Below are 13,875 nucleotides of genomic sequence, written 5' to 3'. Positions count from 1 at the left end.
TAAATTAAAGAAACAATTATATAATTATGGCGTCTCATTACGAAGCACCTATTAGAAGACCTTTAATAACAGGAGAAAAATCGTTTCACGATGTTACTGTTGATGTCGCAAGACCAGTTGAAGGCAAGGCCAATAAAGCGTGGTGGATTGTATTCAGCATTGCTTTGGTCGCATTCCTTTGGGGAATAGGTTGTATTATTTATACCGTAACAACGGGTATTGGAGTTTGGGGTCTTAACAAGACTGTAAACTGGGCATGGGATATTACTAACTTCGTTTGGTGGGTTGGTATTGGTCACGCAGGAACATTGATTTCAGCGGTACTATTATTATTCCGTCAAAAATGGAGAATGGCAATTAACCGTTCAGCGGAGGCCATGACTATCTTTGCCGTATTCCAAGCAGGTTTATTCCCAATTATACACATGGGTCGTCCATGGTTAGCTTATTGGGTATTACCAATACCAAACCAATTTGGTTCGTTATGGGTAAACTTTAACTCGCCTTTACTTTGGGATGTATTTGCAATTTCTACGTATTTATCTGTATCATTAGTATTCTGGTGGACAGGTTTATTACCAGATTTTGCAATGTTAAGAGACAGAGCTGTACGTCCTTTCCAAAAGAAAATTTATGCTTTAGTAAGTTTCGGTTGGTCAGGTAGAGCTAAAGATTGGCAGCGTTTTGAAGAAGTATCTTTAGTACTTGCTGGTTTAGCAACACCTTTAGTACTTTCCGTACACACTATTGTATCTTTCGATTTTGCTACTTCAATTGTTCCAGGATGGCATACTACAATTTTCCCTCCTTACTTCGTTGCAGGTGCAATCTTCTCAGGATTCGCAATGGTAAATACACTTCTTATTATTATGAGAAAAGTGTGTAATCTTGAAGATTATATTACAGTACAGCACATCGAATTAATGAATATTGTAATTATGCTTACAGGTTCTATTGTTGGTGTGGCATATATTACAGAGTTATTTATTGCTTGGTATTCTGGGGTAGAATACGAACAATTTGCATTCTTAAATAGAGCAACAGGTCCTTATTGGTGGGCGTACTGGTGTATGATGAGTTTTAACGTATTCTCTCCACAATTTATGTGGTTCAAAAAACTTAGAACAAGTATTATGTTCTCATTCTTTATTTCTATTGTTGTAAATATTGGTATGTGGTTTGAACGTTTTGTAATTATCGTAACATCATTACATAGAGATTACTTACCATCATCATGGACAATGTTCTCTCCTACTTTCGTAGATATTGGGATTTTTATAGGAACAATTGGATTCTTCTTTGTGCTATTTTTATTGTACTCACGTACATTCCCTGTAATTGCACAGGCAGAGGTGAAAACAATTTTAAAGTCTTCAGGTGAACGTTATAAACGTATAAGAGAAAATGGTGATTCATTATCAGGTACTGGTGCTGATGTTAGAACATCTCATATAAAGATTACTGAAGAAAAAGCAATAACGCCAAAATCTACCGAAGATACTTCAAAACAATTAGAGGAATTATTGAAAGGTATTGGTACATTTGATGCTTCATCTGAAACTGTTGATGATTTAAAAGTTATTAGTGGTGTTGGTCCAAAAATGGAAGAAGTACTTAATGGCATAGGTATCTTTACTTATTTACAAGTAAGTAAAATGACAAAAAGAGAATATGATTTGTTAGACGAAATTACAGGTTCTTTCCCAGGAAGAGCAGAACGTGATGATTGGTCAGGACAAGCAAAAACCTTATTAAACAACTAGTATAGTATATATGGAAGCTTCAAAAGTAATTCATGCTATTTATACCGATGATGATGTATTAATGTCAGCTGTAAAAACAGTTAGAGCAGAGAAATATCACATTGAAGATGTATTCACACCTTTTCCAGTTCACGGACTAGACAAGGCAATGGGATTAGCTCCAACACGTTTGGCAATTACAGCATTTTTGTATGGTTGTATTGGTTTAGTTTTTGCATCAGCAATGATGAACTATATAATGATTCAAGATTGGCCACAAGATATTGGTGGTAAACCAAGTTTTAGTTTTTTAGAAAACTTACCTGCGTTTGTTCCTATTATGTTTGAACTTACAGTGTTTTTTGCTGCCCATTTAATGGTTATCACTTTTTACATGAGAAGTAGAATATGGCCATTTAAAACAGCTGAGAATCCAGATCCAAGAACTACAGATGACCATTTCTTAATGGAAATTGCGGTTCATAATAACGAAGAATCATTAACTAACTTGTTGAAAACAACAGGTGCTGTTGAGATAAATATTGTTGAGAAAGATGAAGATGCACATTAATATGAAGATAGTTACAAAATATATCGCAGTATTAGGGATGTTGGTAGGTCTTGTATCTTGCCAAAATAACTCTAGTAGAAATTACCAATACATGCCTAACATGTATGAATCTGTTGGTTATGAAACATACCAAGAGTCGGATGTTTTCACTAATGGCGTAGAAGCGCAATTACCTGCAGAAGGAACTATTCCAAGAGGTGATTTTATGCCGTTTGAAATAGAGAATACTAATGACGGTTATTTATTTGCTAAAGAAAACTTAAAAAGTCCGTTAGATTCTACTCAAGTAGATTATGATAAAGGTGGACCTTTATACGCTATTTATTGTGGTATTTGCCATGGTAATAAGGGTGATGGTAAGGGTAAGTTGGTTGAGCGTGAAAAGATCTTAGGTGTACCTCGTTACGATGATGTAGGTAGAGCTATTACAACTGGTAGTATTTACCATGTACTTTATTACGGTAAAAATACTATGGGTTCTTATGCGAACCAGTTGAATGAACAAGAACGTTGGCAAGTTGTTGCTTATGTTGAGAAGCTTAAGGCAGATTTAGAAAAGTAAGATTTAGATAAAGATTATATAATGGAATATAAAATTTCAAATCGATTAAGAACAGGAGCTATCATATTAATGATCTTAGGAGCATTAGGTGTGGGTTATGGTTTTATAGATTCACACAGTGTAAACGAAGATAACATTGTAGAGTTTTTAGCAAACGAAAGTCATCATGATGGTGAACACGCTACTGAAGCGCAGGGCGTGGAAGAAGTACATGGCGAATCGACAGATGATATTGAAAAAGATCATGGTCATGGAGCTGAGGCAGAAGTGGAAGGTCATGAGTTAAGTCATGAAGAACACGTGTTACATCAATTACACAATAGACCTTATGCAGCGTTATACGTAGCGGCATTCTTTTTCTTTATGATTTCATTAGGTGTATTAGCATTTTACGCTATTCAATATGCGGCTCAAGCAGGTTGGTCACCAGTTCTTTTTAGAGTTATGGAAGGGATTACATCTTATGTTTTGCCTGGTGGTTTAATTGTATTACTTATCGTTTTAGTTGCAGACAGTCATATCTTCATTTGGATGGATGAAAACGTAGTAGCACATGATGCATTAATACAAAACAAATCAAGTTGGTTAAATAAAACTTGGTTTATGATTAGAGGATTAATCTTCTTAGGTGGTTGGTCAACTTACCGTCATTTTTCAAGAAAATTTTCTGTAGCACAAGATCTTGCTGATATCAATGATAATAGCAATTTTAAAAAGAATTTCAGAATATCAGCTGCATTCTTAGTATTCTATATTTACACAGAATCAATGATGTCTTGGGATTGGATTATGAGTGTGGATCCTCACTGGTTTAGTACATTATTTGGATGGTACGTATTTGCAAGTATGTTTGTAAGTGGTATTACGGTAATAGCCTTAGTTACAATTTACCTTAAATCTAAAGGGCTATTAGAATTTGTAAATGACAGTCATATTCATGATTTAGCTAAATTTATGTTTGGTATTAGTATTTTCTGGACATACTTATGGTTCTCTCAATTTATGTTAATATGGTATGCTAATATACCTGAAGAAGTAACCTATTTCGTAACACGTATTGAAGATTATAACTTACCATTTTTTGGTATGGTTGCTTTAAATTTCTTATTCCCGTTATTACTATTAATGAATAGTGATTATAAACGTATTCCTTGGTTTGTAGTAATGGCAGGTGTAGTTATCTTATTTGGTCACTATTTGGATATTTTCAATATGATTATGCCTGCAACAGTTGGTGATAGATGGTTTATTGGAATTCCTGAAATAGGATCGATGTTATTCTTTGCAGGATTGTTTATTTTTATAGTATTTACATCTCTAGGTAAACATCCATTACTAGCAAAAGGTAACCCTTTCATTAAGGAAAGTGAACATTTCCATTATTAATATTAAACAAGAAAAGAAACGATAATGACGGCATTATTTACGATTATAATTGTACTTTTTGTAGCAGTGGCCTTATGGCAGATGGTTAAGATCTTTGATCTTGCTCAGGTTGGTACAACAGACTCACAAATAGCAGACGATCAAGATAACAAGATCAATGGTTATTTAATGATGGGATTTTTAGTTTTCATCTATGTGATGACTATTTTATGCTTTTGGTTTATAGGTGATTTACCTTTATTATCAAATGCAGCTTCAGAACATGGTTCTGAAGTCGACAATCTTATGGTTATTTCTATGGTTGTTATATTTATAGTTCAAACTATAACACAGTTTTTATTGCATTATTTTGCTTTTAAGTATAAAGGTGAAAAAGGCAAGAAAGCTTTTTTCTACGCAGATAACAATACTTTAGAATTTATTTGGACAATTATCCCTGTTATTGTTTTAGCAGGATTAATTATCTATGGTTTATTTACATGGAACGACATCATGAATATTGATGAAGATGAAGATCCAATGGTTATTGAATTATATGCTCAGCAGTTTAACTGGAAAGCGCGCTATAGTGGTGAAGATAATGTATTAGGTAAAGCTAATGTAAGATTAATTGATATCGATCGTTCTAATATTTTGGGTGTTGATGAAGAAGATCCTAATGCTGTTGATGATGTTATAGTAACTGAATTACATTTACCAGTAGGTAAACCTGTAGTTTTTAAAATGAGATCTCAAGATGTATTACACTCAGCTTATATGCCTCACTTTAGAGCTCAAATGAATTGTGTTCCTGGTATGGTAACTCAATTTGGTTTCACACCAACTGTAACTACTTCAGAAATGCGTGAAACTCCTGAGATGGTTGATAAGGTTAAAGGTATCAATGAACTTAGAAGAGAACGTGCAGCAGCGATTGAAGAATCAGGACAAGATTTAATATACGAATTTGATTACTTACTTTTATGTAATAAAATTTGTGGTACGTCTCACTACAATATGCAGATGAAGATCATTGTAGAGACACAAGAAGAATTTGATGCGTGGATGAAAGAACAAAAGACGTTTCCTAATTCATTAAATTAATTAAGGTTTTTAAGAAAAAGATAATAAACTTATGTCAGCAACTATAGAAACGCACGATCACGAGGATCACGCAGAACATCATCATAAAGAGACGTTTATAACTAAATATATATTTAGTTTAGATCATAAGATGATTGCTAAGCAGTACTTAATTACAGGTACGCTAATGGGGATTATCGGTATTTTAATGTCTATTATGTTTCGTATGCAAATTGCTTGGCCATCAGAGCCAAATGTATTGTTCGAAGCTTTATTAGGTAAATGGGCACCAGATGGTGTTATGAGTGCAGATGTTTATCTCGCGCTTGTTACTATCCATGGTACTATAATGGTCTTTTTCGTATTAACAGCAGGACTAAGTGGTACGTTTAGTAACTTATTAATTCCATTACAAATTGGTGCTAGAGATATGGCTTCTGGATTCCTAAATATGGTATCTTATTGGTTGTTCTTTATATCTTGTGTTATTATGGTTGGTTCATTATTTGTAGAAGCTGGTCCGGCTGCTGCAGGATGGACAATTTATCCTCCGTTATCTGCATTGCCGATGGCATCAGGTGGTTCTGGTTTAGGGATGACATTATGGTTAGTGTCCATGGCTATTTTTATTGCTTCATCTTTAATAGGGGCTTTAAATTATATTGTTACAGTAATCAATATGCGTACTAAAGGTATGTCTATGACTAGATTACCGCTTACAATTTGGGCTTTCTTCGTAACAGCAGTTATTGGTGTTGTGTCATTTCCTGTATTATTATCTGCAGCATTATTATTAATAATGGATAGAAGTTTTGGGACATCATTCTTCTTATCAGATATATTTATTCAAGGTGAAGTATTACATTACCAAGGAGGATCACCAGTATTATTCGAACACTTGTTTTGGTTCTTAGGTCATCCAGAAGTATATATTGTTATTTTACCAGCAATGGGATTAGTGTCAGAAATTATGGCGACTAACTCGCGTAAACCAATTTTTGGTTATCGTGCTATGATTGCTTCAATTTTAGCGATAGCCTTTTTATCAACAATTGTTTGGGGTCACCATATGTTTGTATCAGGTATGAATCCTTTCTTAGGTTCTGTATTTACATTTACGACATTATTGATTGCAATACCGTCGGCAGTAAAAGCGTTTAACTGGATAACTACATTATGGAAGGGAAACCTCCAGATGAATCCGGCCATGTTATTTTCAATCGGTTTTGTATCTACTTTCATAACAGGTGGTTTAACAGGGATTATTCTTGGTGATAGTGCATTAGATATTAACGTTCATGATACCTATTTTGTTATTGCTCACTTCCACTTAGTAATGGGTATATCAGCATTATATGGGATGTTTGCAGGTATTTATCATTGGTATCCAAAAATGTTTGGTCGTATGATGAACAAGAACTTAGGTTATATTCACTTTTGGATAACAGCAATATGTGCCTACGGAGTATTCTTCCCAATGCACTTTATTGGAATGGCAGGTTTACCTAGACGTTATTATACTAATTCGTCATTTCCTTTATTCGATGATTTAACAAATACAAACGTTGTTATTACAATTTTTGCTATTATCGGTGGAATTGCTCAAATCATTTATTTATATAACTTCTTTGTAAGTATATTTTACGGTAAAAAAGCAGAACAGAATCCATGGAGATCTACAACATTAGAATGGACTACACCAGTAGAACATGTTCATGGTAACTGGCCAGGTGCAATACCTCACGTATACCGTTGGTCTTATGATTATAGTAAGCCAGGACATGATGTAGATTTTGTTCCTCAGAATATTCCTTTAATGGAAGGTGAAGAAGAATTACAACACTAAATTATTTCCTTTGATAAAAGGAACTTCATAATAGATAAAAAAGACCTTTGGACAGCTTATAGTTTCCAAAGGTCTTTTTCTTTATATTTGTTTTGACTTTGTTGTCATTCAGATTTAATCTAAGAATCTATATTCCCAACAGAAGTGTAACTTAATAAGATTTCCGTTTTCACGGGAAGTACTATGAACGAAAACTTAAACCCAAATAGTGATAATTTTAGTTCAGAAGAACTAGATGTCGAAAAGAAATTAAGACCCTTATCTTTTGAAGACTTTACAGGTCAAGATCAGGTGCTCGAAAATCTATTGGTGTTTGTTCAAGCTGCTAATCTTCGTGAAGAAGCGTTAGATCACACCCTGTTTCATGGCCCTCCAGGTTTAGGAAAAACGACCTTAGCTCACATTTTAGCTAATGAGTTAGATGTTGGTATAAAAGTAACTTCAGGTCCTGTTTTAGATAAACCAGGAGATTTAGCAGGATTATTAACTAATCTTGATGAACGAGATGTGCTTTTTATTGATGAAATACACCGTTTAAGTCCAATTGTAGAAGAGTATTTATATTCTGCAATGGAAGATTATAAGATTGATATTATGATTGAATCTGGTCCTAATGCAAGAACCGTTCAATTAAACTTAAATCCATTCACCTTAATTGGTGCAACGACGCGATCAGGATTACTTACAGCGCCTATGCGTGCACGTTTTGGTATTCAAAGTCGTTTACAATACTATAAAACAGAATTACTCACTACGATTGTTCAGCGTAGTGCATCCATTTTAAATATGCCAATTTCTATGGAAGCTGCTATTGAAATTGCGGGTAGAAGTAGAGGAACACCTCGTATTGCAAATGCACTATTAAGACGTGTTAGAGATTTTGCCCAAATAAAGGGTAATGGTAAAATAGATATTGCAATTGCTAAGTTTGCTTTAAAAGCACTTAATGTAGATGCTTATGGTTTAGATGAAATGGATAATAAGATCTTAATGACTATTATCGATAAATTTAAAGGCGGACCTGTAGGAATTAGTACTATTGCCACAGCTGTTAGTGAAAGTACTGAAACTATTGAAGAGGTATACGAACCGTTCTTAATTCAGCAAGGATTCATTATGAGGACTCCTCGTGGACGTGAAGTTACAGAACAAGCTTATAAACATTTAGGAAAGATTAAAGGGGCAACGCAAGGTGGATTGTTTTAATTAATTCGATTGCTAGTTTTAAAATAATGTTTAAATCCTAATTTAATTACGAATAGCCATATTTTGAAATCAGAAAACAACATACCAACAGTTCCGTTAAGTCGGTTTTTCAAACATTCACTAGAAATTTTGAAGAATCCCTTACCATTTCATCATCAAAATTTTGAAGAACAAGGGGACGTTTTCAGATTGAAAATAGGACTTAAAAATAGTGTGGTATTTGTTAGAGATGCTAGTTTAGCAGAATATGTCCTTCAAAAGAATCAAAAGAACTATACCAAGTCTAAGATTCAGACTGTAGACTTAGTTAAATATGTCGGAACAGGTTTGTTAACAGCTGAAGGTGAACATTGGAAAAAACAACGAAAATTAATTCAACCCGCGTTTCATAAAAAACAATTAGCAAATCTATTAGATAGTATTAAAGGTGCTATAGTTTCAGAATATATTAAGATTGTGCCTAATGAGGTGATTGACATATTCCCGATTCTAAATGATTTGGCATTTCAAGCGGTAGTAAAATCCCTTTTTAGTAGTGCAGCCAATCAAGAAGATATTAATAGACTTCAGTACATAACGGAAGCAGCTCAAAAAATGTTGGTAAAAGAGTTGCGTCAACCCTATTTAGGTTGGTGGTTTAATGTAAGCGGTGAAATTAAAAAACACGTTGATTTAACTGGTGAAGCTAGAGAAATTCTAAAACGTATTGTTAACGAACGACGAACTTCAAAAGTTAAAGAAAATGATTTGTTAGATATGTTGTTAGATGCCAGATATGAGGATGGTAATCCGATGGAAGAAGAGCAACTTATCGATGAGATTTTAATTCTGTTTACAGCAGGTCACGAAACTACATCTAATGCGCTCACTTTTATAACACAACTTCTAGCATTGCATCCGGAATGGCAAGAACGAATTTTAGTAGAACGAAATACTATTCTTTCCGAAAGTGATGATTTAATGGATTTGGTAACTAAATCTAAGGTTGGTCAACAAGTCATTGAAGAAGGTATGCGATTATACCCACCGGTTTATTTTATAGATCGTGTGAATAAGGAAGCAGACGCTTTTAATGGTTTGGATTTTGAAGCCGGATGTAATCTTTTATTCTCCGTTTACGAAATGCATCGTCATCCTAAATTATGGGATCAACCAAATGAATTTTTACCAGAACGTTTCAATGAAGGATCTCGTAAATTCTCATCACAATATTTTCCCTTTGGTGCTGGTCCTAGAAAATGTATAGGTAATAATTTTGCAATGTTCGAAATGATTATTGCCGTTTCTGAATTAGTTTCCAACTATAAAATGATTCCAAATTTCGAAAGCATTAATATTACACCATTGATTACTTTAAAGCCTAAAAATGCATTTTTAAAGTTTGAAGCGAGACATTGATATTAAACAATAAAATAAAATACAGTGAAATGATTAAAACCGAAGCTAAACGTCTCGGTTTTTTATCTTGTGGTATAAGCCAAGCAGGATTTTTAGAAGAAGAAGCACCACGACTAGAAGCATATTTAAATAAGAATATGAATGGTGAAATGCGTTACATGGAAAATCATTTCGATAAACGTTTAGACCCAACTTTACTTGTGGAAGGTTCAAAAAGTGTTGTCTCCTTATTATTGAATTATTATCCTGAAGAAATTCAAACCGATGATTCTTACAAGATTTCAAAATACGCTTATGGTAACGATTACCATCATGTTATAAAACACAAGTTAAAATCACTTTTATATTTTATTCAAGATGAAATTGGTGAAGTTGGCGGACGTGCTTTTGTAGATTCAGCACCTGTTTTAGATAAGGCTTGGGCAGCAAAATCTGGTTTAGGTTGGATAGGGAAACATTCAAACCTTTTAACTCAAAAAGTAGGGTCTTTCTATTTTATTGCAGAATTGATTATAGACTTAGAATTAGACTACGATACACCAGTAACTGACCATTGTGGCTCATGTACGGCTTGTATTGATGCTTGCCCAACGGAAGCCATTACAGATCCTTATGTGGTAGATGGAAGTAAATGTATTTCTTACTTCACGATAGAGTTGAAAGAAAATCTTCCATCTGAATTTAAAGGCAAATTTAACGATTGGATGTTTGGTTGCGATATCTGCCAAGATGTGTGTCCTTGGAATCGCTTTTCAAAACCACATAAAGAACCTTTATTCAATCCACATCCTGAATTATTGGATATGACTAAAAAAGATTGGGAAGAAATTACGGAAGATACCTTTAAAAAAGTGTTTCAAAAATCAGCAGTGAAACGGACCAAGTTTTCTGGTTTGGAACGGAATATTGGTTTTTTTAAAGATTAGACTTTATCTAAGAGCTTTAAGGTTAACCTTAAAACGTGATTAATTTGAATTATATAGTGGTGTTCTGTTTTAAAAATATTGCCTTCCATAGCAAACATTCAAATCCTTATATTTGTAGCTTAATCCAATTAGATTATGAGCAAACAAAGCAAACGAAGAGAAGCCTTAGTATATCATGCTAAACCAACTCCTGGAAAAATAAAAGTAGTACCGACTAAAAAATATGCATCACAACGCGATTTATCTTTAGCTTATTCACCAGGTGTGGCTGAGCCCTGTTTAGAAATTGCAAAAGATGTAGAAAATGTCTATAAATATACAGCCAAGGGAAATTTGGTTGCAGTAATTTCTAACGGAACTGCTGTTTTAGGATTAGGTAATATTGGTCCTGAAGCTTCTAAACCAGTAATGGAAGGTAAAGGTTTACTTTTTAAAATTTTCGCTGATATAGATGTTTTCGATATTGAAGTAAATACTGAAGATGTTGATGCCTTTATAGAAACAGTAAAAAATATAGCACCTACTTTTGGTGGTATTAATCTTGAAGATATAAAAGCACCTGAAGCTTTTGAAATTGAACGTCGCTTAAAGGAAGAGTTAGATATTCCCGTAATGCATGACGATCAGCATGGAACAGCAATTATTTCAGCAGCAGCTTTAATAAATGCTTTAGAAATCTCAGAAAAAAAGATTGAAGAGGTAAAAATTGTAGTCAGCGGAGCTGGTGCAGCTGCAATTTCTTGTACGCGTTTATACCAAGCTTTTGGTGCAAAACGCGAAAATATTGTAATGTTAGACAGTAAAGGGGTTATTAGAGACGATAGAGATAATTTAACCTCTCAAAAAGCAGAATTTGCTACGCATCGTAAAATTGATACATTAACAGAAGCAATGCAAGATGCTGATGTATTTATTGGTTTATCGCAACCAAATATTGTTACTCCAGAGATGTTATTATCTATGGCTACTAATCCTATTGTATTTGCAATGGCTAATCCTGTTGCAGAGATTAACTATCAATTAGCAATAGATACAAGAGACGATATTATTATGGCAACAGGTCGTAGTGACCATCCTAATCAAGTTAATAATGTTCTTGGTTTCCCTTTTATTTTTAGAGGAGCTTTAGATGTTAGAGCAACAAAAATTAACGAAGCTATGAAAATGGCGGCTGTTAAAGCTTTATCTAAATTAGCAAAGGAACCAGTACCAGAGCAAGTCAATATTGCTTATTCAGAAACACGCTTAACTTTTGGTAAAGATTATATTATTCCAAAACCATTTGATCCTAGATTAATAGCAGTAGTTCCTCCTGCTGTTGCAAAAGCCGCAATGGAAAGTGGAGTGGCTAAAGAACCAATTGAAGATTGGGCACGTTACGAAAATTCATTGTTAGAACGTTTAGGTTCTGATAATAAATTGGTGCGGATGCTATTAGGGAGAGCTAAAACAAATCCGAAACGGGTTGTTTTTGCAGAAGCAGATCAGTTAGATGTTTTAAAAGCCGCACAAATAGTTTATGAAGAAGGCATTGCACATCCTATTTTATTAGGACGAAAAGAAACGATCCTTGAGTTAATGGCAGAAATTGAGTTTGATGCTGACGTTCCCATTGTAGATCCGAAATCGGACGAAGAAACGGATCGTAAAAATAGATATGCTAAAGTATATTGGGAGAAAAGAAAGCGCCAAGGTGTTACGATTTATTCAGCAGAAAAGAAGATGCGAGAACGTAATTATTTTGCAGCTATGATGGTTAATGTTGGTGATGCAGATGCATTGATTACCGGATATTCTCGTAATTATCCTTCTGTTGTAAAACCAATGTTAGAATTAATTGGTATGGCAGACGGCGTTTCTAGAGTTGCAACTACTAATTTAATGATGACGGAACGTGGTCCGATGTTTTTAAGTGATACATCAATAAATATTGACCCTACAGCTCTAGATTTGGCTAAAATTGCTAGAATGACTTCTCAGGTCACCAAAATGTTTGGCATAGAACCTGTCACCGCAATGATATCTTATTCTAATTTTGGATCTTCAGAAAATCCAAGAGCAGAAAAAGTGAAAGAAGCCGTAGCGTATTTGCATAAAGCTTATCCAGAAATGATAGTTGATGGTGAATTGCAAACTGATTTTGCACTGAATGCAAAAATGCTTCAAGATATTTTTCCATTTTCTAAATTAGCAGGGCGTAAGGTCAATACCCTTGTTTTTCCAAACTTGGATGCTGCAAATATTACTTACAAATTACTAAAAGAACTGAATAAGTCAGAATCCATTGGGCCTATTATGATGGGGATGTGTAAACCTGTTCATATTTTGCAATTAGGTGCTAGTGTAGACGAAATTGTAAACATGGCGGCCATTTCGGTTGTTGATGCACAAGAACGTGAAAAAAGACAAGAGAAAGAACTGTAATAGTGGAGTTAATCATATTACAATACAGAGTTTTAAAAATAAAAAGCCCACTTTAAGTGGGCTTTTTATTTTTAAACTTAATTAATAAAGTTCTCGCATTCATACTCGATCGGTATTCATTTTAATGAAAATAATTTTATTACATTTGGTTTTTTAACTTTTCTTTATCAATGATTACACATATAGAAGGCAAACTCGTAGAAAAAAATCCAACAGACGTTGTTATAGATTGCAATGGTGTTGGCTATTTTATCAATATATCTTTACATACATATTCTCAAATTCCAGATAAGGAAAAATTAAGATTATATACTTATTTACTTGTACGTGAGGATTCTCAGAGTCTTTATGGTTTTGCTTCAAAAGCAGAACGCGAAATTTTTAAATTACTTATATCCGTAAGTGGTATTGGTGCAAATACAGCACGTACTATGTTGTCATCACTTTCTACAGATCAAGTTAAAGAAGGAATTGCGAGTGGAGACGTGGCTTTAATTCAAAGTGTAAAAGGTATTGGTATTAAGACAGCACAGCGTGTAATTATTGACTTAAAAGATAAAGTGTTAAAAGTCTTTGATATGGACGAACTTTCTCTAGCCCTGAACAATACTGACAAAGAAGAAGCGTTATCAGCTTTAGATGTCTTAGGCTTTAACAAAAAGCAATCAGAAAAAGTTGTTGATAAGATATTGAAAGCCCAACCAGACGCCCAAGTAGAGCAAATAATTAAAGAAGCTCTAAAAAACTTATAA

At 34.0% G+C, this 13,875-nt stretch carries 11 protein-coding genes; all 11 read left to right on the top strand.

The genetic code is table 11. The features are described from left to right. The first annotated feature begins 26 nt into the window (after positions 1-26). The 11 genes from nrfD to ruvA all read left to right on the top strand — a co-directional run bounded on the left by nrfD (position 27) and on the right by ruvA (position 13,875). A complete protein-coding gene (nrfD, locus tag HM985_RS02490) occupies positions 27-1,763 on the top strand; it encodes an NrfD/PsrC family molybdoenzyme membrane anchor subunit (RefSeq protein WP_179374715.1) in 1,737 nt (578 codons plus the stop codon). A 10-nt stretch (positions 1,764-1,773) separates the two neighbouring features. Beyond that, a complete protein-coding gene (locus HM985_RS02485; RefSeq protein ID WP_179374714.1) occupies positions 1,774-2,313 on the top strand; it encodes a DUF3341 domain-containing protein in 540 nt (179 codons plus the stop codon). A gap of 1 nt (position 2,314) precedes the next feature. After that, positions 2,315-2,875, top strand: a complete 561-nt coding sequence (locus HM985_RS02480) for a c-type cytochrome (RefSeq protein ID WP_179374713.1) — start codon at positions 2,315-2,317, stop codon at positions 2,873-2,875. A gap of 21 nt (positions 2,876-2,896) precedes the next feature. Next, positions 2,897-4,261, top strand: a complete 1,365-nt coding sequence (locus HM985_RS02475) for a quinol:cytochrome C oxidoreductase (RefSeq protein WP_179374712.1) — start codon at positions 2,897-2,899, stop codon at positions 4,259-4,261. A 24-nt stretch (positions 4,262-4,285) separates the two neighbouring features. Further along, on the top strand, positions 4,286-5,344 hold the full coding sequence (locus HM985_RS02470) for a cytochrome c oxidase subunit II (protein WP_179374711.1): 1,059 nt from the start codon (positions 4,286-4,288) through the stop codon (positions 5,342-5,344). A 31-nt stretch (positions 5,345-5,375) separates the two neighbouring features. Beyond that, a complete protein-coding gene (locus HM985_RS02465) occupies positions 5,376-7,169 on the top strand; it encodes a cytochrome c oxidase subunit I (protein ID WP_179374710.1) in 1,794 nt (597 codons plus the stop codon). Between the two features lie 183 nt (positions 7,170-7,352). Then, a complete protein-coding gene (gene ruvB, locus HM985_RS02460; protein ID WP_179374709.1) occupies positions 7,353-8,375 on the top strand; it encodes a Holliday junction branch migration DNA helicase RuvB in 1,023 nt (340 codons plus the stop codon). 63 nt (positions 8,376-8,438) lie between these two features. Further along, a complete protein-coding gene (locus tag HM985_RS02455) occupies positions 8,439-9,773 on the top strand; it encodes a cytochrome P450 (RefSeq protein ID WP_179374708.1) in 1,335 nt (444 codons plus the stop codon). Then, entirely contained in the window at positions 9,773-10,699 is a 927-nt protein-coding gene (queG, locus tag HM985_RS02450; RefSeq protein ID WP_179374947.1) for a tRNA epoxyqueuosine(34) reductase QueG, read from the top strand. Before HM985_RS02455 ends, queG begins: the two co-directional genes overlap by 1 nt. Positions 10,700-10,834: 135 nt before the next feature. Then, positions 10,835-13,123 (top strand): NADP-dependent malic enzyme, encoded by a 2,289-nt coding sequence (locus HM985_RS02445; protein ID WP_179374707.1) that lies wholly within the window; start codon positions 10,835-10,837, stop codon positions 13,121-13,123. 170 nt (positions 13,124-13,293) lie between these two features. Then, on the top strand, positions 13,294-13,875 hold the full coding sequence (ruvA, locus tag HM985_RS02440) for a Holliday junction branch migration protein RuvA (RefSeq protein ID WP_179374706.1): 582 nt from the start codon (positions 13,294-13,296) through the stop codon (positions 13,873-13,875).

Origin of the sequence: Winogradskyella wichelsiae, assembly GCF_013403925.1 — a bacterium.
Classification (GTDB): Bacteria; Bacteroidota; Bacteroidia; order Flavobacteriales; family Flavobacteriaceae; genus Winogradskyella; species Winogradskyella wichelsiae.
This window is presented reverse-complemented; position numbering and strand designations above follow the sequence as displayed.